Here is a 24663-nt window from a genome sequence, read left to right on the forward strand (position 1 = left end):
CGGTCAACAACACGCTGCACCGCAACTCCGGTCACGGAAACGCCCGGTTCGACGGTGCCGACCTCAACCCCAACTGCGACAACAACGACTGGCGCGACAACGACTTCGGCACGGTCAACCAGCCGTGCGTGCGCGGTCCGCGGCCCGGCGCGATCGCCGGTCAGGTGGTCGATGCGGCTACGGGCGCGGGGGTTGGTGGCGCGACGGTGACCGCGGATGGTCGCACGGCCACGACGGATGCCGGTGGCAGCTTCGTGATCGGTGAGCTGGCGCCGGCGACCTACACGGTGACGGTCACCGCGCCGGGCTACCTGCAGGCGTCCGAGACGGCCACGGTGACCGCTGGTGAGACCACGACCGTGACCGTGCAGCTGCAGCGTGAGCCCCCGCGTCGGGGCGCGATCGCCGGACTGGTGATCGACGCGAACACCGGTGCGGTCATCGTCGGGGCGACGGTGACCGCGGACGGCCGATCGGCGACCACCGACGCCAGTGGTCGGTACACGATCGCGGATCTGCCGCCGGCGACCTACACGGTGACGGTCACGGCGGACGGCTACACGCAGGCGTCGCGAACCGTCACGGTCACTGCAGGTGAGACCACGACGGCGCACTTCGCCCTGAGGGCCGCCAGGCCCCCGCGAGGTGATCCTCAGACTGTGGAGGACTGCAGGGACGGTGGCTGGCGCGAGTACGGGTTCAGGAACCAGGGCCAGTGCATCCGGTTCGTCAGGACCGGACAGGACAGCCGCCCGCAGAATCCTCAGACGGAACAGGACTGCAGGAACGGTGGCTGGCGCGACTACGGGTTCCGGAACCAGGGTGAGTGCATCCGGTTCGTCAGGACCGGAGAGGACAGCCGTCAAGACGGTCCGCGAACGGGGTTTGACTGCCTCGTCGGCGGCTGGCGAAAGTACGGATTCCACAACCTCGCCGAGTGCATCTGGTTCGTCTACACCGGCATAGACAATCGCCCGTAGAAGACCCGCGACGACCCGGCGTGGCAGGGGGGCTCCCCAGGGGCCCCCTGCCGCACGAGCCATCGCGACCCGCGACGCCAGGCTCCGAACGGCTGCACTGGTCGCTCCTGGCACGTTCGCGACTGAAGGCGGCGCGCCGGGCTCTGCGCAGACGCCGTGCCCGGGACCGACAGCCCGATCACCGGCCGGTCGAGGAAAGCGCGGCCGCGCGCGCCGGCCTGGTCGGCGTGACGGTGGCCTACATCCTGTGCCTGGCCTACCTGACGATCCGGAACCACCACGGCTTCGGCACCTTCGGCTTCGACATCGGCATCTTCGATCAAGGAGTGTGGCTCCTCAGCCGCTTCGCGACGCCGTTCGTCACCGTCCGGGGGCTGCATCTCTTCGGTGACCACACCTCCTTCCTCCTCCTCGGGCTCGTTCCCCTCTACTGGGTCTTCCCCTCGCCGGCGGTGCTCCTCGGCGCCCAGTCCGTCGCCCTCGGCGCCGGCGCCATCCCGGCCTTCCTCATCGCGAGGCACAAGCTGCGGTCGGAGTGGTGCGCCTTTGCGTGCGCTCTGGCCTATCTCGCCCACCCCGCCGTAGCCTGGACGAACTTCGAGAACTTCCACCCGGACTCCTTCGAGATCCCTCTCGTCCTCTGCGCCTTCTACTTCGTCTACACCCGCAGCTGGTGGTGGTTCGCTGCGAGCGTCGGCGCTCTGCTCCTCGTGAAAGAAGACGTGGCGCTGCTGACCTTCGCCCTCGGGGTCTACGTCGCCTGGCTCCACCGGCGCGACGTCGGCCTGGCGACGGCCGTGCTGTCGCTGGGATGGCTTCTCGTCGCTTTGCTCGTCCTCATCCCGGCCTTCAACGACGCGGGCGGGCTCTACGGGTCGCGGCTCACGGGCCACTTCGGAGGGCTCGGAGGGTTCACCGAGACACTCGTCAGGCGGCCGTGGGAGATCGCGGCCCTCGCGCTCGGTCCCGAAAGGCGGTGGTACCTGTGGCAGCTGCTCGCATCCTTCGCCCTGCTCTCGCTCCTGGCCCCTGCCGTGCTCCTCGTTGCCGCGGGGCCCCTTCTCGTGAACCTTCTCAGCAGCTTTCCGTACCAGCATCAGCTCCGCTACCACTACTCCACCTTGATCGTGCCCGTCCTCGTCGTGAGCGCGATCGTGGGCATCGCCCGGTTCCGCTCCACGCGGGTCCGCGGAGTCCTTGCCGTCCTCATGGCCGCCTCCGCCGTGACCGCCGCCTACCTCTGGGGGCCGATTGGCCGGCATGACGTTCCGGTCGCCGACCCGGGCACCCCGCACGCAGTGGCCGCGCGGGAGGCGATGAGCATGGTCCCCGCCGAGGCCGCCGTCTCCGCCTCCCACCGGTACGTCCCCCACCTCACCCATCGGCGACAGATCTATGAGTTCCCCAACCCGTGGCGGGCCGCCAACTGGGGCGACTGGACGTCGGAAGGCGCCCGGCTCCCGTTCGCCGACGACATCGACTACCTTCTCATCACCACCGCTGACCGCAACGATCCCCATGGCGGCCCGATCATCAGACGCCTGGAGGAAAAGGAGTTCGTCAGGATGTTCGCGTCAGAGGGGGTCGAGCTCCTGAGGCGCTCGCGGGAGCCTCGCCGATGACCGGTGTGCACCCCAGCGCGGCGCCACCTGCCGAGACCGCTCCGGCTAGGCATCCCGAGCGGCGTGTGACCATCGGCAGGGCACAGGTGCGACGCCTTGTTCGCGAGCGTCCCGCGTTCCTGCCGGACAGGATGCGGGTCGCTGCCGAGCTGGCGGTGTTCATCGCCATCGCGGTCGTCCTGCTCATCTTCTTCCGCCCAGGGCTGTTGCTGTCGCAGACCACCACAACCGGTGGGGACACCGGCGCGCACATCTACATGCCGTGGTACCTGAAGACGCACCTCCTGCCGCGCGGACTCGTCTCCGGCTGGTCACAGGACTGGTTCGCGGGCTTCCCAGCGATGCACTTCTACTTCCCGTTCGTTCTCACCGTGCAGGCGCTGCTCGCCTACATCATCCCGTACGAGGTCGCCTTCAAGCTCGGGACGGTCCTCGGCGTCTTCTTCTTCCCCGTCTCGGTGTACCTGTTCTTCCGGCTGCTGCGGTTTCGCTTCCCCACCCCCATCGTCGGAGCCGTGCTGTCACTCGGTTTCCTCTTCATGGACAGCTTCCAGATCTACGGGGGCAACATCCCGAGCACCCTGGCGGGCGAGTACTCCTTCTCGTTGAGCCTCGGCATGGCCTTCGTCTTCCTCGGGCTCGCCTACCGCGTCGCGACGGCAGACGACGGCCGGCCCCTGCTCGCTGCGGTTGCCCTCGCAGTCGCCGCGCTGAGCCACCTTGTGCCCGTGATGATGGTCGTCCTGTCCGCGCCCCTTCTCGCCTTCTGGGCTGTGCGCCGCCACGGTGTGAGGAGCGGCGTGCTGCGGCTCGGCAGTGTGTTCGGACTTGCCTTCCTCGTGACCGCCTTCTGGTCCGTTCCGTTCCTCGCCCGGCTGGGGTACTCCGCAGACATGCACTGGTTCCCCCTCGAGGGGTGGGAGCCGTTGTTCCCCGCAGACCTCCGGGTAGCTCTCTCCGGCGCCGTCGTCGCGGTCGTCGTGGCTGCGCTGCGGAGGGACGGGCGTGTCCTGCTCTTCCTCGGGCCCGCCGCTGTCGGGGCGGCGTTCTACTTCCTCGTGTCGCCCGAGGGCCTCTTCCAGGGCAAGGTCTGGAACGGGCGGTTCCTGCCCTTCTGGTACCTCGGCGCCTTTCTCGGGACCGCCTACGTGGTGGGGACGGTCATCCCGACGGTGGCGCGGTTCGCGTGGAGGCGCCGCGCCGGCCTGACGGCCGTGGCCATGGTGGTGGGCATCAGCGCCGCGACGTTGGGGGGGATCCTGCGCGACAAGGGCACGAGCTACATCGACGACTGGATCCGGCACAACTACTCGGGCTACGAGGCTATGGCCGCCTACCCCACGTTCGAGGCGTTGACGGAGCGGATCTCACGACTTCCCTACGGACGCATGATGTGGGAGCCCTCACCCGACCTGGTCGAGTTCGGCACCCCGGTCGCGCCGATGTCCATCCCCTACTGGTCAGGGCGTCCCGTGATGGAGGGCATCTACTTCGAGTCGAGCATGACGACACCGTTCCATTTCCTCATGGCCGCGGCGGTGGCCGAGCGCCCATCCAACCCCATCCCGCTGCTGCCGTACGGGGAGTTCGACATGGAGCGGGGGTTGCGGCACATGCAGATCTTCGACGTCGACTACTTCCTTTCGTACAGCGAGCAGGCGCGTGAAGCGGCGTCCCGGACGGTCGGCCTCGACAGGATCGCTGACGTCGACAGGTTCTCCATCTTCACGGTCGACTCGCCTGGACAGGTCGTCATCCCCGAGTACGAGCCGCTCGTACTCGAAGACGGCGACTGGACGGAAGCCAACCTGTCCTGGTTCTCGACCATGAGCGAGCTCGAGGTGCCCCTCGTGCGCGACGGCCCGGAGGACTGGGAGCGCGTCGCCGCGTTCCGCAGCCCCCTTCCGCGTCGCACCATCGACGGCGGCGGGAGGTCGTTGCCCGCCCGAGTGGCGAACGACGAAATCACCTTCACGACCGACGCGATCGGCCGACCGCACTGGGTGAAGACGTCGTACTTCCCGAACTGGCGGGTCGACGGCGCGCTCGGCCCCTACCTCGCGTCGCCCTCGATGATGATGGTCGTACCGACCCAGCGGGACGTCCGCCTGCACTACGAACGGACGTGGGCGGAATGGCTCGGGCTTGCCGGCACCTTCCTCGCACTGACGTTCCTCACGGTGCCACCCCTGCGGCGGTGGACACGCGAGAGGATACGGGTCTGAGAATGACGGCTCGGACCCTCCTGAGCGTTCGGCTCAGGCGGGTGGCGACGTTCGGCGCCGTGAGCGTCATCACCACCTTGCTCGACTTCGGGCTCTTCAACCTGCTCGTCTTCTCGAGAGCCCTGCCGGTGGTCGCGGCCAACACCGTCTCGTACGGCGCCGGCGTGCTCGCGAGCTACGCCCTCAACAAGCGGTTGACCTTCGCGGGAGGCGGCCGAGACAGGCGCAGCCAAGAGGTCGCGCTGTTCGTCGCGTTCAACGTCGCGGGTCTGGTCCTCAACAACACCGCGGTCGCGCTGGCAGCCTGGGCCGCAGTCGACTCGCCGCTGTTCCTCAACCTCGCCAAGCTCGGCGCCGGCGTGGCCACCTGGCTGTTCAAGTTCCTGGCCTTCGGACGGTGGGTCTACCCGGCTCGACCCCCGGAGTAGGCGGATCCGTCACCGACCCCCGTACATCCGCTCCCTGGGGTGGTTGGTGGGCCGCTCAACTACCCGCCGCGGCGATGGGTGACGAGACGGACGACCAATGACGCAAACTGGTCGCGCCGGATGTCTGCGCCCGGGCGATAGGTGCCATCGGCGAAGCCCCCGCTACCTGGTCACGGCGCAGCGGTAGACCGGTCCCGTCGCTGCTGACCGGCAGTCCGGCAGCTCCACGTTGCACGATGCCGGCCGCGCCAGTTGGTGAATGGCGGAGTCGTGCGCCGAACTGCCGGCACGTCGCCAAACCGCTCCTCACCCGGTAGGTGCCGTCGGCGAAGCCTCGGACGATGCCGAGGACGCCGTGACCTCGGCGTGGTCGGCGCGCCGAGGTCACGGGGAGCGCCAAGACGAGGACGCTCAGCGCCATGGCCAACGGCGACAGCCAACGCCGTCGCACGGCCCATTGCCCGCCCCTACTCGCATAGCGCCAAAGGGGTTCATATCAGGCTACTACGGCGAGGCGGGAGGGACTGCCGACGGTCAGAGGCGCCTGGGAACCCCACGCCCAAGCGCCCGCCCGACTTCCCTTATGGGCGGCTGTCCTTACCGGTGTTGACGAAGCGGATGCACTGTCCCTGGTTCCGGAACCCGTACTCGCGCCACTCGCCGTCCTTGCAGTCCTGCTTGGTCTGGGGGTCGTCGTCCGGATCGGTCGGGACCGTGGTCGTGGTGGTGGGGACCGTGGTGGTAGTGGTCGGCACCGTGGTGGTGGTGGGGACCGTGGTCGTGGTGGTCGGCACCGTCGTGGTGGTGGGGACCGTGGTGGTGGTGGTCGGCACCGTCGTGGTGGTGGGGACCGTAGTGGTAGTGGTCGGCACCGTCGTGGTGGTGGGGACCGTAGTGGTAGTGGTCGGGATTGTCGTCGTGGTGGGGACCGTGGTGGTAGTTGTCGGGATTGTCGTGGTGGTCGGGACCGTGGTGGTAGTGGTCGGGATTGTCGTGGTGGTCGGGACTGTAGTCGTGGTGGTCGGAACTGTAGTCGTGGTGGTGGTTGTCGTGGTCGTGGTGGTGACCGTGGCCGTGACGCCGCAGACGACCTGGCCGATGATCAGCTCACCCCTGGCGAAGGGCCCGAGGAAGTGGGCGTGCACGGCATTGACGGTCAGGGACCCGTCGGGGTTCAGGACCTGCTCGTTGAAGACGTAGCGGAACCTCTCCACTGTTTGGCCGATGTAGAGATTGCCCGTAACCGTGTAGCCGGGCGGCGGGTTTTCCGGTATCGTCACGACCCCCTCGTTGCCGCTCGGGTGCTGCGCTTCCGTGCGCACCGTCCCGTTGGTGATCGTCGTCGTGCCGGTCACGCCGGTCTCCCTGGCGGTGCAGGTGCTCTGCACGCGGTCGGCGTCGAAGACCTCACTGCCACCCCGGTTGACGTCCTCGACGTCGGCGGTACTCGTCACGAATCCCGCCGGACCCAGGGCGCCCGCGGTCGTGACGGTGATGGGCCCCGAGGTGAACAGGGTCGCCGGACCGGCGAAGGCAGCTCCCTGTTGCTGCGTGGCGGTCTGGGGGCTGTTGGAGGCGTCGGGCGCCAGCGTCACCGTCGGCGTCGGCCCCACCTCGGGCTGCGGCGAGGTGCCGAGCATGAGATCGAAGGCGTGGTAGCCGAAGGCGCTGCCCCGCACCGCCGTGACCTCGGCGTGGTCGGCGCGCGAGCTCGTGGGGAGCGCCAAGACGAGGACGCTCAGCGCCATGGCCAACGCTACAGCCAAGGCCACCGCACGCGACCCATGGAGATTCGATTGACCCTTGTCCACCACGTGCGTCCCCTTTTTGCGGCCCCCGTGCTGATTGCACCTGGCGAGGCGTGCAGACTGCAGGGGGCACTATCTCATAAAGAAGCGCCACCGCGCAAGTGCGCCACGGCCGACCGCCACGAGAAGGGCTGGTGTTCGAGCACCGTGGAAATACACCAATGAGGTTCGCGCTGCCAAGCGGGCCTACGCGCCGGTGACGCGGCCCTTGCCTGCGCAAAGAACATCTTCGCACCCGCCGCTAACGGGCCGTCCACAGGCCGCGAGGCAGGGGTGGCGATTGGACGGTATTATCTCGCGGGCAGAAGCCGACGGGTCCGACAGGGCATTCGTCTCGTCTTGCCTGTCGAGCCAATTTTCAGTGGTCCGATGTGACAGCCTCGCGGCTACTGTGGAGAAGCGCACAGTGTTCGACGCACATAGTGACGGAACGTTGTCCACCCCCTAGGATGCCCGGCGACGTGTGTCCAGCGGGACCCCTGTAGGTATGGTCATGCATCGCTCGTACGGAGGAACGCCACATGGCAGTCGTCTCGGTCCGGACATCCCGGACGCCCGTCGTTCTCGCGGTCGCCCTGCTGGTGGTGGCCGGAAGCCTGTTCGGGGTCGGCCTCGTGCCTGCCGCGGCCGACGTGAGCACCGTGACGGGCAGCGCCTACGGGTACCACGCCTACAACCTCGTGCTCTTCGACAGCCCTCAGGCTCCACAGGGGCCACGACCGACGGTCACCCTGGCTGCGGACGCTGCCAACAGTCCTCAGGAAGCCACGGCAGCGCAAGGAGACGTGGCCATCGGCCCCGCCACGCTCTTCAGCTCCGGGGCGATCACCGTACGCACCGCAGGCAGTGTAGGGGCCAACGGGTCCGTGACGAGCTCGAGTGACGTCGCCAACGTCAACCGGGGTGGCAGCGAGGTCTTCGACGCCGACCGCGTCCAGAGCACCTGCACCGCGTCGGAGCAGAGCGTGACCGGCGGGACCACCATCACGAACGGCACGTTGCTCACGCACGCCCAGGCCACCGACCACGACGAGGGCGCCGTGCAGATTCCCGCCAGCCCTCCGGCGAACCATACCGTCGAGGGTCACCTCCACTTGCCCAACAACCTACGAGACAACTTCCGATTCGTGTTCAACGAGCAGGTTCGCAACCCCGACGGGTCGCTCACGGTCAACGCAGTCCACGCCTACTACCTGGGACCGACCCTGACCGGTGAGCTCATCATCGGCCAGTCCGTGTGTGGCGCGGGGGCGACAACCGCCCCCACCACGACGACGGTGCCCGGAGCGACGACCACGACGACCGTGCCACGCACCACGACCACCACGGTGCCGGGGGCAACGACCACGACGACGGTGCCGGGGGCGACGACCACGACGGTGCCGGGCACCACCACGGTGCCGACAACACCGACCACGCCGACGGACACAACGCCGACTGATCCTACCGTTCCCCCTGAAGGGGGCGGTGTGCTTCCGGACGACTTGACGGGAGGCGCGGAAGAGACGGTGGAGTTGGCGGGACGGGCGTTCGGCTTCTTCTCCGAAGTGGGCCTGTTCGGCGGACCCGCCGTCGCGCGGGGACCCGAACCGCTCGTCGAGCTGGCCGCCGACGCCTCCAACAGTCCGCAGAACGCCTCAGTGGCGTCGGGGGAGGCGGTCTACGGACCCGCGGTGCTGTTCCGGTCAGGACGGATAGAACTGCACACCGAGGGCGCCACCGGCGGCGCCGAAGCCAGCAGTCGAGGCATGCGGGCGCAGCAGGCATCGTCGGACACGTCAGGCTACGTGACGAGTTCGTCGAACATCCAGGGTGCCGCCGCGGACCAGCGGCCGGGGCCGTTCCTCTACGACGGCGTGGGCAGCACCTGCACCGTCGACGCGGACGGCGTCACCGCCGCAACGACGATCACGGGTGGCGTCGTTGAGACCCGCTACGACCCGAGCACGCAGGCAGCGGTCGACACGCAGCAGGTGCCGGCCAACCCGCCCCCCGGGCACACCGTCGAGGGCACCATCGACCATGTGGGCGACAGCTTCCGGATCGTGTTCAACGAACAGATCCGGAACGGCGACGGCTCGATAACGGTCAACGCCGTCCACATGCACCTCCTCGGACCGACGGCCGTCGGTGAGCTCGTCATCGGCCAGTCGCATTGCGCGATGGGTGCCGCAGCCCGCGACGGCTCCGGCACCGTCTCACGCGGCGACGCCGGCACTGGCCGGGGCGCCGCCGCGGCGGGCGCCGGCGCGGGGGGCAGGGGCCAGCTGGCGCGCACCGGCAGCGACCCTCTGCCGCTTGCGGTGCTCGGGCTGGGCCTGTTGCTCATGGGCACGCTGGCGCTGCGGTCGGGACGCCGCCGTGGCGCAGTCGACGCTCGACGCCGGTAGGTCGGAGGTGCTGACCACGCACCTCCGGCTCGTTCATGTCAGGGCGGCCCGGGCTGTCACGGCACGGGCCGCAGCCTGACGGTGGGCGAGGGGGCGAACACGGGGCACCTGTTGGAGCAACCCGGGGATACGGGCACGATGGGGAAGCCTCGCCGGGAGGAGGCGAGCGGCGCGGCCGCCGTCGAGGACGCCGGCGTGACCCTGTCGGTGGTGATCCCCGTCTACAACGAGGAGGCCATCCTCGCCGAGACGGTCGCTGCGGTCGTGCAGGCACTGCGACAAGACGACAACGTCCCCTCCTTCGAGGTGATCGTCTCGGAGAACGGCAGCAGCGACGGCACGCGCGCGGTCGCCCGGGAGCTCGCCGACCGCTACGGCGAGGTGGTCGTCCTCGAGTCTGACGTCGCCGACTACGGGGCAGCGATGCGTGAGGGCTTCCGGGCGGCCAGCGGGGCCTTCATCGTCAACTTCGACGCCGACTACTACGACATGGAGTTCGTCCGGCGGGCGCTCGTGGCCGACGGCGACATCGTCATCGCCGCCAAGGGCATCACCGGTTCGGACGACACCCGCACGCTGGTGCGCCGGGTGGCGTCTCGGGTGTTCGGGTTTCTCGTCCGTGGCCTGCTTAGCCTGCAGGTCTCCGAGACGCACGGGATGAAGGTGTTTCGGCGCGGGGCCGTCGAGCCCCTGATACCCGACGTCCAGGCGACAAAGGACCTGTTCGACACCGAGCTCGTCGCACTGGCCGAGAAGCGCGGCCTTGAGATCGTCGAGCTCCCGATCCGAACCGCCGAGATGCGCCACTCCCGGTCCGCGATGCTCACGCGCGTTCCCCGGACGGTCTGGGGGCTCGTGATGATGCGCCGGCGCCTGCGCGCGTCGCAGCGGCTGGGACCGCCAGACGAGCCCGACGAGGATGAGCGGCGTGAACGGCGCTGCGAGGCATCCGGCATGTTGAGCGACGACGTCCTCCCCGGCCGGCGCCTGTTCGTGCTCCGCCACGGGGCGGTGGCCGTCACCGGCAGCGAGGACAGCTTCGTGGCGCTCGACGAGGCCGGCGTGACCGTCGTTGCGGTGCTGCTCGACCGTGCGAGCGTCGGCACCGGCTCGGAGATCGCCGACGAGCTCGACCGCTTGGCGCAGCTGAGCCCGGCGCAGCTCGTTGGTACGGCGAGACCCTCCTCATCCGCGGAATCGACAGTCGCCGACGGACACGCCGCGTTCTTCGACCTCGCCGGCACGAAGCGGCCCGCGCTCAACCGGCGCCTGGAGGCGGTCGTGCTCCTTCGCACCCCGCCCGACCCAGCGACCTGGGAGGAGCTCATCGTCGAGCTCGGAGGCCAGCTCGCGGGCGTCTACAGGCTCGACGGGGACGGGACCGTGCCCCTGGAAGTCCCCGACGAGCTGCGATCGCGGGACCGGCCCGGCTGGCTGAAGCCCGCCACCCGCGTCGCGGGGGTGGTGATGCTCCTCGCAGGCATAGCCGTGCTCGCGGTGGTCGTCCGCGACCAGGTCGACAGGACCGCTGACGCGCCCCCCACCCAAACCGCGGTGCGCGACGTCGCCATGGGAGTCCCCGCAGCGGCCACCCACAACCAGTGGATCGGCCAGGACCGTGTCCTTCGCACCTCAGACGGGAGGTTGCTCGCGGTCTATGGCACTGACCAGGGCCTTTCCGTGGTGGAGGACCACCGCAACTACGGACGGGCCTGGCACGAACCCGAGGTGCTCCCCGGCATTCCCGCCGTCTCGACCAGCGCCGCCCTCGACGACGCCGACCGCCTGCACGTCGCGTTCAGCGACGGCTCAGGAGTCCACTACGCGGTTGTCGAGGAGCATGACGGGCAGTGGACGCCGAACGCCTCCGTCGAGCTCGATGCTGCGACGCAGACCCCCTACGTCGACATCGCCTACGACGAGGCGGCGGACCTCGCCCACGTCGTCTGGGTCGAGGAGGCTCCGACAGGTCAGTCCCCGCGCTGGGCCGCGGTCGGTGAAGCCGACGGCAGCATGCAGGTAGTCGCCGCGGACCGCCTGGCCCCGCGGGGCACGGACATGCCCGTCCTCGTCAACGTTGCCGCCGGCCCCGGCTCGCCGGTCGTGGCGACCTACCGGCGAGGCGACGCCCCCATCGGCTGGTTCGCGCGCGGTCTGCCCGCCGCTGGTGACGGCACGCTGACGTGGGGACAAGAAGAGCGCGTCCCCACCGAGGCCGGCATCGGCGCCGCCGCGGTGGCGCTCGACGCCGGCGGGACCGCGCATCTGGTCCTCCGCGACAGCACGTCCTTCGCGCTCACCTACTTCACCCGCAGCCCCGCGGGGCAATGGAGCGGGGGCGAGACCGCCGTCGATGCCGAAACCATCGAGGAGATCGACTTCCCCTCGCTCACCGTCGATCGCTCCTCCCGAGTCGTGTACCTGTTCTTCCAGACGGACCGCGTCCGGCCCGCGCCCGGTGTGCAGATCGCGGTGCGTGACCCTGTGCACGGATGGCAGCCGCCCCTGACCGCGGCGTCCCCCGCCGCCATCCCGCACGGTGCCGCCTTCCCCACGGCCTTGAGCACCACGGCAGGAGCGCCGGTCGTGCTGTGGACGAGCGGGGGGGCAAGCCCGGTCGTGCAGGCTGCGGTGGTCGCCCCGTGAGCCGGACCGCACACCGAACCACCGGACCGCTGCCCGACGCGTCCGAGGAGGAGGCAGGCCAAACCGAGGTGGTGCAGGAGGCGTTCGAGGGCCGAAGGACACGTTGGGCCCCGATCCTGTCCTACGCCCTCACGGTGCTCGTGCTCGTCACGCTGAACTTCGCGGTGCCCCGGCTCATGCCCGGGGACCCCATCGACGCGCTGCTCGCTCAAGGCTCGCCGAACTACGTCGCCGACGACGCTGTGAGGGAGGAGCTCGCCCGCTACTACAACCTCGACGCACCGCTTCCCCGCCAGTACCTGAGCTACCTCGCGAACCTCGCCACCGGCGACCTCGGCCACTCCATCCACTTCAACCGTCCGGTGAGCCACGACCTTCGTGAGCGCCTGCCCTGGACACTGCTGCTGATCACGCTCGCGATGATCCTGTCGATCGCCATCGGACTACCCGCAGGCATCCACTCGGCGTGGAAACGCGGCCGGCGAGTCGACCGCGGCCTCCTCGGGTTCTTCCTGTCGGTGCAGAACCTGCCGATCTACTTCGTCGGCGCGATGGTGCTCCTGGTTTTCGCCGCCAGGCTCAGGCTGTTCCCTCTCGGCGGCGCGAGCACCCCGTTCGCCGACTACGGGCCCCTCGCCACCGTCCTCGACGTCGGGCACCATCTCGCGCTGCCCGTTCTGCTCATGGCCCTGCAGTTCGCCGCGTTCCAGTATCTCGTGATGCGTTCGGCCATGGTCAGCGAGCTCGGGGCCGACTACCTGCTCGGCGGTCGGGCGAAGGGACTGCGGAAACGCCGGCTGCAGTACGCCTATGCCGGCCGCAACGCGCTCCTGCCGGTGATCACCGTCATCGGTATGCAGTTCAGCCTCGCCGTCACGAGCGCCATCTTCATCGAGCAGATCTTCGCCTACCCGGGCCTCGGCCTCTACATGTTCAACGCCGTGTTCGTCCGTGACTACCCGGCCATGCAGGGGGCCTTCCTCGTCCTGACCGTCATGGTCGTCACCGCCAACCTCGTCGTGGACCTCCTCTACCGGCGTCTCGACCCGAGGACGGCAGCATGAGCCGCTTGCTGACCGAGGTGCGGCGCTCGCCGCTGCTCGCCGTGGGCGTGGTCGTCGTGACGGTGCTGGCGACCGTCGCGGTCCTTGCGCCCTACATCGCTCCGTTCGACCCGAAGGCGATCGTCGGCAACGCCCTCGAGGAACCGTCGTCCCGCCACCTGCTCGGCACGAACGACGCGGGCGCCGACATCTTCTCCGAGCTCGTCTGGGGTGCGCGCTCCACCCTGGTGGTGGCAGCGAGCGCCACCGCGCTCGTCCTGGCCATCGGTGTCCTGCTGGGCCTCGTCGCCGGACTGCGGGGCGGGGTTGTGGAAACCCTCGTCATGCGCTCGGCCGACGTCGTGCTCGCCATCCCGGCCATCCCGCTGCTCATCTTCATCGCCTCGATGGCCGGCCCCAGCCGCACGGTCGCGATCGTGAGCATCGGCCTCCTCGGCTGGCCGCAGGTCGCTCGGGTCGTCCGCAGCCAGACACTGAGCCTGCGCAACCGGGGCTTCGTGCACGCCGCCCGAGGGTACGGCGCTGACCCGCTGTTCGTCATGCGCCGCCATCTGCTGCCCGCGCTCGGACCGATCATCGCGGCCAACCTCGCGTTCATGGCCGGGCTCGCGGTCACGATCGAGGCCGGGCTCGCCTTCATCGGCCTGGGCGACCCGACCACCGCCAGCTGGGGAGCCATCCTCGAGCGGGCACTCCGCCACCAGGCGATCTACGTCACCTCGATGTGGGTGTGGTGGCTGCTGCCCGCAGGGCTGGCGATCACGGTGGCCGTGCTGGGATTCACCTTCATCGGCGTCGGGCTCGAGCCCCGGTTCAACCCCCGCTGGACGAGGTTCGCGTGAGCGCCCTCCTCGACGTGTCGGACCTCAGGGTGGCCTATGGGGGCGACGTCCACGCCCTCCGCGGTGTGAGCTTCAGCCTCGACCGGGGGGAGTCCCTCGCCGTCGTCGGCGAGAGCGGGTCGGGCAAGTCGACCCTGGCCATGAGCCTCGCAGGACTCATCCAGCCCCCCGACGCCGGTGGCAGCGTGCGCGTCGACGGCCAGGAGCTCCTCGGCGCCACGGGCGACCTGCTGCGGACGCTGCGGTGGGACCGCGTCGCTCTCTGCCTCCAGAACGCCCCGTTCAACCCCGTCGCGACCGTCGGGGACCAGGTCGCCGAACCGCTGCGCGACCGGCGCGGCATGTCGCGCTCCGCCGCACGGCGCCGGGTCGAGGCGCTGGCCGAGCAGGTGTCGCTCGACCCGGCGCTCATGGGCCGCTACCCGCACCAGCTGTCGGGTGGTGAGCGCCGCCGCGCCTACCTCGCGATGGCGCTCGTGCTGGAGCCGGACCTCGTGGTGCTCGACGAGCCCACGGCGGGCCTCGACCCCGCGACGCGCCACGACCTCGTCGCGCACATCGCCGGGCTGACCTCCTCCCACGGCTTCGCCCTCGTCGTCGTGTCGCACGACCTGCCCGACGCCACCCGTATGGCGGACCGCACCATGGTGCTCTACGCCGGTGAGGCGATGGAGTACGGGGCGACGCGTCGGGTGCTCCAGTCGCCGGCGCACCCCTACAGCTGGGCGCTTGTCAACACCTTCCCCGTCATGAGCACCACGAAGGACCTCCGCCCCATCCGCGGCCACGGTCCCGATCCCCGCGCGGTCCCCCCCGGCTGCCCGTTCCACCCCCGATGCACGCAGGTTGAGCCGATCTGCTGGGAGGAGCACGCCGACCTCCGTGAATCGCGGGGCCGGCAGGTCGCCTGCCACTTCGGCGGCGTGAAGACGCTGCTGGCCGCGGTCGGCGTGCACAAGACGTTCGTCGACGGCCGCCGCCGGGTCCGCGCCGTTCGCGGCGTCTCGTTCACCCTGCAGGAAGGAGAGTCCATCGGTCTCGTCGGGCCGTCGGGCAGCGGCAAATCGACCCTCGCCCGCATGGTCACCGGTCACCTCGACCCCGACGGCGGCGAGGTGTGGCTCGAGGAGGAGGTGGTGACGGCGTCGTGGCGCAAGGACGCCCGCCGGCTGCGCCGGAGAATCCAGCTCGTCATGCAGGACCCGTGGGATGCGCTCTCCCCCCGGCTGCCGGTTGCCGAGCTCGTCGCCGAGCCGTTGCTGTTCGCCGACGACCCTCCGGGGCCCAAAGAGCGCCTGGTCGCCGTGGAGGAGGCGCTCGACGGCGTCGGCCTGCCCACCTCGGGGGAATTCCTCGGGGCGCGCACGCACGAGCTGTCGGGGGGCCAGCTGCAGCGGGTCGCCCTGGCGCGCGCCCTCGTCATCAAGCCGAAGGTGCTCGTGGCCGACGAGCCGACCGCCATGCTCGACGCCTCCGAGCAGGCGCGGCTGCTCGTCGTGCTTCGCGAGCGGCAGACGGAGATGGGCCTCGGCCTCGTCATCATCTCCCATGACCTCGCCGTGGTCCGCAAGGTCACCGACCGCATGGTCATCCTCGACGCCGGCAGGGTGGTCGAGGAGGGACCGTCCAACGTCGTATCGACCGTACCGGCCAGCGCGACGGGCATGTCCCTGCTGAAGTGGGCGCCGACCTTCTCCATAGGGGCGGACGCCAGCGGGCAGGAGCAAGCGGTCGGCGAAAGGGTGGCCGAGTGGCCGAGCGACAGCAGGTGAAGCTCCTCGGCAGGCGGGCGTTCCTGCGTGGGGCGGCGGGGGCGCTCGGTGCGGCGGTGCTGAGCGCATGCACCCGCAACGGCACGGGCGGCGCCCGGGGGGGCGCTGCAGGCGGGCCGACCATCCGCATGCAGGGCGGGCAGTTCGGCTTGCCTACCCCCTTCGCGTACATCGCCGCGCCCGGCTACTGGCGGATGAGCTACCTGTTCGACACCCTGCTGTGGGCAGACTCGACGGGTGAACAGTTGCCCTGGCTGGCCTCGGGCCACGAGAGGTCGGAGGACGGGCTCGTGCACACGCTCCAGCTGCGTGACGCCACCTGGCACGACGGCAGGCCGCTGACGCCCCGCGACGTCGTCTTCACCTTCGACTACTTCGGCTCGCAGGTTCTCTCCCCCCTGGCGATCGCCGCCCCTCACGGCGTCGCCGAGGTGACCCAGGCGGGGGAGCGCACGGTGCAGATCCGCCTGGAGCAGCCGGACGTCACCTTCGAGAAGGCGGTGCTCGGCTCGGTTCCCATCATCCCCGAACACGTGTGGTCACAGATCGACAACCCGCAAGCCGCCTCCGGCGACGACACGCTCGTGGGCACCGGCCCCTACCGGCTCGTGGCCCGAGACCTGCCGCAGGGCCGCCTCGCCTTCGACGCCAACGACGACTACTTCCTCGGCCCACCGTTCGTGCGGCGCATCGAGATGATCACGGTCGACGACGAGCTCGTGGCCGTGCGCGCCGGGCAGCTCGACGGCGGCCAGGCGCCGGTGGAAGGCGTGCGGAACGACGTCATCGACCCGTTCCGGAGCGATCCAGCCTTCGGTGTCCTCGAGCACGAGACCGCGTTCGCCTTCCCGCTGTTCTGGAACCTCGAACGGGGGGGCGCGCTGGCCGACGTCCGCTTCCGCCAGGCGTGCCTCATGGCCATCGATCGCGAGGACATCGTCCGTCGGCTGCTGACGGGCAACGGCACGGTCGGCAACCCTGGATTCCTTCCTCCCGGCCACCCCTACCACGTTGAGGTCGACCAGTACGCCTACGATCGGGAAGCGGCCAACGCGCTCCTCGACGAAGCGGGTTACGCGCGAACGAGCCCGAGCGGGCTGCGCCAATCCCCGGACGGAGCGCCCCTGCGGTTCACCCTGTTCGTGCACGACAGCGTCCCGCCCGCACTACCGGAGCTCATCGCCGCCAACCTCGCCGAGGTCGGCGTGGAGCTCGACCAGCAGATGGTCGACCTCGTGCGGCTGTTCGGCATCAAGACCCAGGGCACCTACGACCTGCTCATCTCGCTGTATCCCGGCCCCGTGGGGACGACGCCGAACTCCGACCCCGACATCCTGCGTCCCGTCTACCACTCGAACCCACCCAACCAGCTCTACGCCGCCGCCGGGTACGACAACTCCGAGCTCGACGAGCTCCTCGACCGGCAGCGCACGATCCTCGACGACTCCGAGCGCCGCGAGGTCGTCGGCGACATCCAGCGGACCGTCGCGCGGGACCTACCGCTGACCATCCTCTATTACACGACGATGTTCTTCGTCTTCCGTCAGGACGTCTTCGACGGGTGGTACTACACCGAAGGCGGGTTCGGTCCCGGGATCCCCGACGCCTACAACAAGCACGCCTTCGTCACCGGCAAGAAGACCGGGCTGGAAACGCCCCGTCGGGCGGGAAGCTGATCACCGCGGTGGGAGGAAACGTCATGGCACATGTAGCGAGGGCATCACGTCGCGTCTTCGTCGGCCTGGTCGCCGCCTTCCTCGCCGTCGCTGCGACCTGGTTCTCCTTCGGCACGACGCGCGCCGTGGCCCAGGTCACGGCCGTCACGGGCAGCGCCTACGGCTACTACTCGAACGTCAGCCTCTTCGGCGGGCCGCCGAGCGAGCGGGGACCGGAACCCACGGTGACGCTCGCCGGCGACGCCGCCAACAGCCCGCAGGTCGCGTCGATCGACGCCGCTCAGGCGGTCTATGGCCCTGCGGTGCTCCTCCGCTCAGGACGGATCGAGGTGCACACCGAAGGGGCGCTCGGCGAGGTGGGGTCGGTGCGCAGCTCGGCCACCGTGCAGGCCGCCCCCGACCCGGCGCAGCGGCCGGGCCCCCTGCTGTACGACACGGTCACCAGCAGCTGCACGCTTGACGAGGGGGGCTTGGCCGGCACGACGACCGTCACCGGCGGCGTCGTCGAGACCCGCTACGACCCTCAGACGCAGGAGCCGGTGGAAACCCAGGCGGTCCCCGACAACCCCGACCCGGGGTTCACCGTCGAGGGCACCATCGACCATGTCGGCGACCGCTTCCGCATCGTCTTCAACGAGCAGGTCACCAATCCCGACGGCTCTCTGACCGTCAACGCCGTGCACGTGTACCTGCTCGGCGACATCGCGGTGGGCGACCTCATCATCGGCCAGTCCGTCTGCGGCGCGGAAGGCACGCCCACGGGGACGACGACCACCGACACGACCACCACGACCACGACGACCACGACGACCACGGTGCCTCCGACCACGACCACGACGGCCCCCGACGAGGTCGCGACGTCGCCAACCGCTGACGAGGGCGGCGGTGCGCCGACCGGCGTGCTCGTCGCGGGCGCCCTCATCGTGATCGCGATCGTTGTGGCGTTCGTGCTCGCGCGGAGGAGGCGCGCAGCTCCGGGAGCCGAATGAGCGACAGTTATTTCTCGGACGGTCCCACGGCAGCGTGCGAAGGCGCCTGCACGGCCGAGGGGGACGCCTGAGGATGCCGGAGTGGGACGCCAGATATAGGTAGATCCTACGGATGCCTGGCTGCGGGTTCTTGCGCGATGCTGGCGACCATGGACGGTGGCGGGTACGCGCCTGTGGGCGGCGAGTTGCTCGATGGGCAGAGCAGCTCCGTGATCCCCTGCGTGCTCCTGATGTTGCAGGCCGGCCCGCGGGGTACCGAGGAGCTGCGGGAGCTCGTCGCCGCCTTCGGCTTCCGCGGCCAGGCGGTCGGCATGGACAGCACGCTGCAGCGCCTCCTCGACGGTGACCTGGTGTCCCGCACGAACGAGCCGGACGGAAGGCCCGCCGCCCGGTTCGCGCTGTCGGCGGCAGGCCGGCAGTGGCTCGCGGTGCGCTCCCAGGCCCTCGCCGAGCCTGCCCGCCTGGTCACCCGTTTCCTCGACCGCTACACCGCCTCGGCGCTCATCGCGCCGGCTGGAGGAATCGAGGGAAGCCCCTGAGGCAATCGGCGGGGGAGGCGGGAGCGGTTCATGAGCAGGGCCGGGTCACTGGCACGAGTCGGACTTCCGCGCGCGGGCGTCGGGGAGCCCGCGCGTCCGGGTCGCCGAACAGCGACACCATTGACGAGGAGGAATAGTGATGACGGGTCACGGGGGAGGGGCGAGCGGGCGCGTCTCACGGCGCGACCTGCTTCGCGCCTTGGGGGTCGGGGCCGCGGGACTGGCCGCAACCACCTCGGGTGCGACGGTTGGAGGGACGGGGACGCGCGCGGCGTACGCCGCCTCCCCGGCGGCGCAAAGCCCGCCGAGCGGGCGGTTCGGGCGCATGTTCCGGCTGCCGTCCTTCGCCTCCCCGTCGCCTCGGCTCACCGAGGCGCTCACCGACATAGGGAAGCCGGGCGGGCTGCTCGACGCGCGTGACCACCTCGCGGCCGGGCCGGTCGCGCTCATCGTCGACCCGGCGCAGTCGATCAACAACAGGGACAACCTCTCGGCCACCGCAGGCACCACGTTCGTCGGGCAGTTCATCGACCACGACATCACCTTCGACGTGCAGTCCCGCCTCGGGCGGCCGACCGCGCCGGAGAGTGTGGCGAACGCCCGGGCCGCGCGGCTCGACCTAGAGTCGGTGTACGGCGGCGGGCCGGTGACGTCACCGCACCTCTACGACGCGGCTGACCGGGCCAAGCTGCGCGTCGAGGGCGGCGGCCGGTTCGAGGATCTGCCCCGCACCGCCGAGGGAGCGGCGATCATCGCCGACCCCCGCAACGACCAGAGCATCATGCTCGCCGGCCTGCACTGCGCGGTGATGCTGTTCCACAACCGCTGCGTCGATCGCATCCGTGACGAGGGCACTGCCGACACCGCCGAGGTGTTCGCGGCCGCCCGTCAGCTCACGACCTGGCACTTCCAGTGGCTGGTCCTCCACGAGATTGTCCCGACGTTCATCGGTCAGGCGATGACGAAGGAGATCCTTTCCGGGGGCCGGTCCTACTACCGCCCGTCCGCCGGAGCGTTCATCCCCGTGGAGTTCCAGGCCGGCGCCTACCGGATGGGACACAGCCTGGTCCGCCCCTCCTACCGGGCCAACCTCGGCGGCGCGCACGGGCCCGCGTTCTTCGGCTTCATCTTCGATCCGACACTGGCGCCCTCTCCCGACCCCGACGACCTCATCGGGGGGTGTCGGGCCCCTCGGCGCTTCGTCGGCTGGCAGACCTTCTTCGACTTCGGCGACGGCGAAGTCCGGCGGAGCAAGCGCATCGACATGAAGCTGTCGACACCGCTGTTCAACCTCCCGCTGTTCGCCATCGCGTCCGGCGACGCCCCCACCGTGCTGCCGCAGCGGACGCTCCTACGGCACGTGACCTGGATGCTGCCCTCCGGGCAGGCGGTCGCACGGGCGATGGGTGCGCCGGTCCTGCCGTCCTCGGCCTTCTCCGAGCTGCGCCTCTACGGGCTGGGCCTCGAGTCGAGCACGCCCCTCTTCTACTACGTGCTGCGGGAGGCGGAGGTCATGGAGGACGGGGTGCACCTCGGCCCGGTGGGTGGCCGTATCGTCGGCGAGGTCCTCATCGGGCTGCTCGAGCTCGACCCGGACGGCTTTCTTGCCCGGCCTGGCTGGCGCCCGACGCTGCCGCAGCGCAGCGGCGCGGTGACCGGGCAGTTCACCATGACGGACTTCCTCGCGTTCGCCGGAGTGGACCCGGCGTCGCGGGGGGAGTAGCGGGCTTGATGGCCGGCCGCAGCATGCGCATGCTCACCCGTCGACCGTAGGTCCGTCGAGGCACTGCCCGCCGCCCTCCTGCGCGGAGCCAGGGACGATGTGATGCGAGAGCCAGCCGACATCGACGTCTTGGTGCTGCCTGACGGTCGCAGGGTTGGGCTGGGCACATTTCGTTGCCCCGGTGGGCAACTAGTTGCCGCGCTGCGCGGAGCCCCGACTCCCATGTTCAGCGTGATCGGGCCGCTGGATGTGCCGGGGGCTACTCGTGGCGTGAACCATGAACCGTACAGTCGGGCGCATCCTGACGGGCTGACCCGTCCCTGACCGGGGAAGCGATGCGACGGCTCCGGGCAGCGGGTCAGAGCGGTCGAGCCCAGCGCACCGGTACGTCATAGGCGGCGAAGGCGTGATCGGCGGTCATGATCTCCAGCCCCTCAAGGCGCGCCTGCGCGACGAGCAGCCGGTCGAAGGGGTCGCGGTGGTGCGGCGGCAGGTCGGCGACGCCCAGGGCGTGCTCGTGGGTGACCGGCAGGCCGGCGGTCCCGCTCACCCCCATGCGGCTCGGCACGTACCCTGCGGGCGGCTCGGGGAGGGGCAGCCGGCCGACCGTATACTTGATGGCGATCTCCCAGGCGCTGGCAGCCGACAGGAGCACGTCGTTGCCGGCGTCGGCGAGCAGGTCGAGCATCCCCTCGTCGATGCGTCCCGGCTCCGCCTGCAGCCAGAGCCACACATGCGTGTCGACGAGCAACCTCACGACTCGAACGCGCGCAGCAGCTCCTCGGGCAGGGGCACGTCGAAGTCGTCAGGGACGCGGAAGACGCCTTCGTCGTGGACGTCCTGCCGCCCGCGACCAGCTGGCCGACGCGCCGGCCGCACCAGGGGCGTGAGCGCGCCCTGGCCGCCCTGCTCGCCCTCGATGCCGTGTGCGCGGTGACGGCCAGCGGGTCGTCGCGAGCGTCGGGCCGCGCCTGGTCGCCGAGAGGACGCCCTTGCGCACCTTGACGAACCGGCGCTGCGGGCCAGCCGGTAGGCGGAGTCGACCCCGCGCAGCTCGACGGTGGTCTTCGTCTCGAAGACCCGCTCGCCAATGCGCGGGCCGACGCGGTCGCCGGTGCCGAGCAGGTGACGAGCTGCTTGCCGTCGGCCAGGGTGAGCTTGCCGGTGGTTGTCAGCCTGCGGCCGTCGCCGGCCGAGGTGGTGAACGGGGCGAGCCGGGCCAGGAGTGCGCTGGCGGCCGCCGCGGCGGCGAACTCGTCGGCGGGCGGGCCCTCGTCGTCGGTCAGGGCGTCGGCGGGGCGGCCGCGCGAAGCGGCGCGGGCTGTAAGGGGAGGCACGCACGACGGCGCGTCGAGGCGGTCGAATACCGCGCGGGTGGCGGCGGCGTCGAAGCGCTCAGGGTCCCAGTCGCCCATCCAGGTGCGCAGCTGGTCGACGTCGACCCACTCCTCCTCGGGCTGCTGTCCACGGGCGACCGCGACGCACTGCTCGTAGCCGGGATGCCCCCGCAGTCCTCAGGTGGGAACGCCCGGGCGCCGCCGACCAAGCCGCGGTGGAACCGCTCATCGAGCTCGACAACGGCCTCCCGGCGCACCCGGTGATGTCAGTCGTCGCCGAAGTCGTAGACGTACCGCCGCCCTGCCCGCACGAAGACCCCGAGTACGACTCGGCTTCCTTCGCGCGTGGCGGACCTGCTCGTCGGTCAGCGCTGTACGTGGCCGCCCGTGTCCGTGAGCGCATCGACCATTTGCTCATCGGATCCGGGCTGGGACTGCTGACAAGTCCAGAACATCTCGAAGGGGCGGGGCCGGCGACCAAGGCGTTGACGATTGCTGCTCGCCGCGGTCCCTTTGCCGCACGACTCGTCCTGTCGGTGCCCTACCAGCTGTCGCAGCTGGCGCCCACCCGGCCGGCCCGGACGGCGGTGAGGACCATGGCGTTCGACGTGTTCCGCATCTTCTGCCCCGGTTCCCACAGCTGGGTGGTCAGTCCGGCGACGTCGAGCACCTCCTCGATCCCGAGCTGCTCGACCGCAAGGGTCGCGGCGCTGCGCGCACACGCGAGCCAGATGCAGCCGCTGTTCGCGGCCTACGGCGAGGACTTCGTGCCCAGGCTCGCGGCCGTCGAGCGCTACCGGTCGCTCACCCCTGGCAGCAGGCCGTGGGTCGGACTGTCGGTGGGGATGCTCCAGCCAGTGCGGTTGCGGTCGCCTCGACAGGTGACAATCACCGCCATGGTCTCCGGCGACTCGACGACCCTGGCAGTCCTCGACCTTGCGCCGAACGAGGCGTCGGGGCTGCTGCGGATACATGATCCCGAGCTGCTCGCCGGGGCCGGTTGGGACCGCGGCTTCTGGTCCGTGCTCGACGAGGTCGACGTCGCCGAGTGCGTGGCCATGATCGGTCACCGCGCCGGCGCGCCGCTCGACCAGGGATGGCAGGCGCGGAAGGTGCGCCTCGAGCGGTACGGGAGCGGCGGTAAGGCCGACGACGCGGAGGCGCTCGCCTTCCACGAGGGCTCGGTGTACCTGTTCGGGTCCCATCACGGCGGCAAGGAGGGACCGATCCGAGCGCGCGAGCAGTGGGTGGCGCGGTTCCGGGAACGTGACGTCGACGTGCGCGGCAGGGGCGCGACGCGTGCGCCGGCCGAGGTGGTGAACAACGGCTTCCGGTTGCACCGTCTCCTCAACGACGCCCTGCGCTCCTGCGGGACGCAGCTCGTCGAGCTGCGGGACGCGTCGCGGCGCGCGTTCGTCGCCGCCACGGTCGCCGGCCTTGAAGGGACCGCCGAGCACGGCCGCGTGTGTGAAGGGGACTGGACGGTGAACATCGAAGGTGCCGAGGTCACCGGCGACGGGCTGCTCCTGCTCGGGCTGCGGTTCCCCGTCGCGGCGGACGGGCGCCCGCTGCTCGTCGCCCTCGAGGGATGGACGCGCATGTTCGACGGAGGGGGCTGGCCGGAGGTCGCCGGCGTGTGGCCGCTCGACGCCATCGGGCGGCAAGGATCCCTCGCCGGCGTTCGCGACCTGTGCCTGCTCGGTGACGAGCTCCACGTGGTGACCGGCAACCTCGACAGCGCCGGCAAGGGCAGCGTCATCCTCGACGACTACCCTGAAGGCAAGCAGACGGTCAACACGCACTTCGCCGGGTCGCTGGCGGCCGTGCGCAGCGGGGACGGCACCTGCTCCGCCATCCGGGAGTTCCCCGACCATCCCCGGATCGAGGGCATCGCCGCCGACGAGCAAGGCCGGTTCTTCTACGTCAGCGACGAGGACGACGCGGTCAACCTGCGCTCCACGCCGCTGATCGCCGGCGCCCGTCGTCGCCGCTGAACGTGCGTTCTGCCCCTCTTGCTTGCTTGGCCACCCACGACGGCTTGCGCCGCGCCGGCGCGACACCCTGCGCCGACGGGACAGACGGACGCTGGCCCGCTTGCGGCTGCGCGACGCCCGGCTGCCCTCCGAGGCGCTGAGCTGCTTCGCTCCGCCAACGGTGGGCAGATCCGTGCCTCGTCGGGCACAGCGACCCGCCGCGGCGGCGGGATCGCGGCGCCATGCGACGGGAGCCGACATGACGCAGGAACACACGACGACAGGGGCATCGACGCGGGGACCCATGCCGCCGTTGCGCGCGGGGTGGTCGCGTGCTCCTCTCCGGACCGCGGCCCATGGGACTTACGACGGGCGGCTGTCTTGCCCGGTGTTGACGTAGCGGATGCACTGGCCCTGGTTGCGGAAGCCGTACTGTTGCCAGCCGCCTCCCATGCAGTCCTGACGGGTCTGCGGATTTTGGGGTGGCGGCGGCGGGTCGCGCCGCAGCGCGAAGTCGGCGGTGGTGGCCTGGGCGTGTTGGACCTGGACAACCCGCGAGGCCTGCTGGAAGCCCTCGGCGTCGACCGTCACGGTGTAGCTGCCGGGCTGCAGGCCCTGCAGCCTGTAGGTGCCGTCGGGTGCGACGGTG

General features: G+C 70.3%; 17 protein-coding genes. 14 read left to right on the forward strand and 3 right to left on the reverse strand.

What is annotated here, in order from left to right; translation table 11 throughout:
* The 4 genes from VM324_08935 to VM324_08950 form a co-directional block, all read left to right on the forward strand.
* A partial coding sequence (locus VM324_08935; protein HVL99399.1) for a carboxypeptidase-like regulatory domain-containing protein occupies positions 1-980 on the forward strand: 980 nt, incomplete at its 5' end.
* 233 nt (positions 981-1213) lie between these two features.
* Positions 1214-2602 (forward strand): DUF2079 domain-containing protein, encoded by a 1389-nt coding sequence (locus VM324_08940; protein HVL99400.1) that lies wholly within the window; start codon positions 1214-1216, stop codon positions 2600-2602.
* Between the two features lie 86 nt (positions 2603-2688).
* A complete protein-coding gene (locus VM324_08945; protein ID HVL99401.1) occupies positions 2689-4827 on the forward strand; it encodes a 6-pyruvoyl-tetrahydropterin synthase-related protein in 2139 nt (712 codons plus the stop codon).
* 59 nt (positions 4828-4886) lie between these two features.
* A complete protein-coding gene (locus VM324_08950; GenBank protein ID HVL99402.1) occupies positions 4887-5255 on the forward strand; it encodes a GtrA family protein in 369 nt (122 codons plus the stop codon).
* 581 nt (positions 5256-5836) lie between these two features.
* On the opposite strand, the gene VM324_08955 is transcribed toward VM324_08950, so the two are convergent.
* A complete protein-coding gene (locus tag VM324_08955; GenBank protein HVL99403.1) occupies positions 5837-7003 on the reverse strand; it encodes a choice-of-anchor P family protein in 1167 nt (388 codons plus the stop codon).
* A gap of 581 nt (positions 7004-7584) precedes the next feature.
* Between VM324_08955 and VM324_08960 the strand changes: the two genes are divergently transcribed.
* The 9 genes from VM324_08960 to VM324_09000 all read left to right on the forward strand — a co-directional run bounded on the left by VM324_08960 (position 7585) and on the right by VM324_09000 (position 20704).
* Complete coding sequence (locus VM324_08960; GenBank protein HVL99404.1) at positions 7585-9453, forward strand: hypothetical protein; 1869 nt, start codon at positions 7585-7587, stop codon at positions 9451-9453.
* Positions 9454-9591: 138 nt separating this feature from the next.
* Positions 9592-12099: a glycosyltransferase family 2 protein gene (locus VM324_08965; GenBank protein HVL99405.1), complete on the forward strand. Its 2508-nt coding sequence runs from the start codon at positions 9592-9594 to the stop codon at positions 12097-12099.
* A complete protein-coding gene (locus tag VM324_08970) occupies positions 12096-13163 on the forward strand; it encodes an ABC transporter permease (GenBank protein HVL99406.1) in 1068 nt (355 codons plus the stop codon). The genes VM324_08965 and VM324_08970 overlap by 4 nt, the downstream gene beginning before the upstream one ends.
* Positions 13160-14005 carry an ABC transporter permease gene (locus tag VM324_08975; protein HVL99407.1) on the forward strand — a complete coding sequence of 282 codons (846 nt, stop codon included), beginning with the start codon at positions 13160-13162 and terminating at the stop codon, positions 14003-14005. Before VM324_08970 ends, VM324_08975 begins: the two co-directional genes overlap by 4 nt.
* On the forward strand, positions 14002-15777 hold the full coding sequence (locus VM324_08980) for an ABC transporter ATP-binding protein (protein HVL99408.1): 1776 nt from the start codon (positions 14002-14004) through the stop codon (positions 15775-15777). The genes VM324_08975 and VM324_08980 overlap by 4 nt, the downstream gene beginning before the upstream one ends.
* Positions 15756-17453: an ABC transporter substrate-binding protein gene (locus VM324_08985; GenBank protein HVL99409.1), complete on the forward strand. Its 1698-nt coding sequence runs from the start codon at positions 15756-15758 to the stop codon at positions 17451-17453. Before VM324_08980 ends, VM324_08985 begins: the two co-directional genes overlap by 22 nt.
* Positions 17454-17476: 23 nt before the next feature.
* Complete coding sequence (locus VM324_08990) at positions 17477-18442, forward strand: hypothetical protein (GenBank protein HVL99410.1); 966 nt, start codon at positions 17477-17479, stop codon at positions 18440-18442.
* Between the two features lie 209 nt (positions 18443-18651).
* Positions 18652-18981, forward strand: a complete 330-nt coding sequence (locus VM324_08995) for a hypothetical protein (GenBank protein HVL99411.1) — start codon at positions 18652-18654, stop codon at positions 18979-18981.
* 325 nt (positions 18982-19306) lie between these two features.
* Positions 19307-20704 carry a peroxidase family protein gene (locus tag VM324_09000; protein ID HVL99412.1) on the forward strand — a complete coding sequence of 466 codons (1398 nt, stop codon included), beginning with the start codon at positions 19307-19309 and terminating at the stop codon, positions 20702-20704.
* A 358-nt stretch (positions 20705-21062) separates the two neighbouring features.
* On the opposite strand, the gene VM324_09005 is transcribed toward VM324_09000, so the two are convergent.
* Entirely contained in the window at positions 21063-21461 is a 399-nt protein-coding gene (locus VM324_09005) for a type II toxin-antitoxin system VapC family toxin (GenBank protein ID HVL99413.1), read from the reverse strand.
* A 795-nt stretch (positions 21462-22256) separates the two neighbouring features.
* On the opposite strand from VM324_09005, the gene VM324_09010 reads away from it, so the two are divergent.
* Positions 22257-24035: a hypothetical protein gene (locus tag VM324_09010; protein ID HVL99414.1), complete on the forward strand. Its 1779-nt coding sequence runs from the start codon at positions 22257-22259 to the stop codon at positions 24033-24035.
* Positions 24036-24377: 342 nt separating this feature from the next.
* Here the strand turns inward: VM324_09010 and VM324_09015 are convergent.
* Positions 24378-24663 (reverse strand): carboxypeptidase-like regulatory domain-containing protein (locus tag VM324_09015; GenBank protein ID HVL99415.1); only part of this gene is annotated, 286 nt, incomplete at its 5' end.

The sequence above is a fragment of the Egibacteraceae bacterium genome (assembly GCA_035540635.1).
Classification (GTDB): domain Bacteria; phylum Actinomycetota; class Nitriliruptoria; order Euzebyales; family Egibacteraceae; genus DATLGH01.

Bases quoted from the DNA above. Each gene is read 5' to 3' on its own strand.
- VM324_09000 (HVL99412.1), top strand. From the start codon at position 19,307: ATGTTCCGGCTGCCGTCCTTCGCCTCCCCGTCGCCTCGGCTCACCGAG.
- VM324_08965 (HVL99405.1), top strand. From the start codon at position 9,592: ATGGGGAAGCCTCGCCGGGAGGAGGCGAGCGGCGCGGCCGCCGTCGAG.
- VM324_08990 (HVL99410.1), top strand. From the start codon at position 17,477: ATGGCACATGTAGCGAGGGCATCACGTCGCGTCTTCGTCGGCCTGGTC.
- VM324_08960 (HVL99404.1), top strand. From the start codon at position 7,585: ATGGCAGTCGTCTCGGTCCGGACATCCCGGACGCCCGTCGTTCTCGCG.
- VM324_08975 (HVL99407.1), top strand. From the start codon at position 13,160: ATGAGCCGCTTGCTGACCGAGGTGCGGCGCTCGCCGCTGCTCGCCGTG.
- VM324_08955 (HVL99403.1), bottom strand. From the start codon at position 7,003: ATGGCGCTGAGCGTCCTCGTCTTGGCGCTCCCCACGAGCTCGCGCGCC.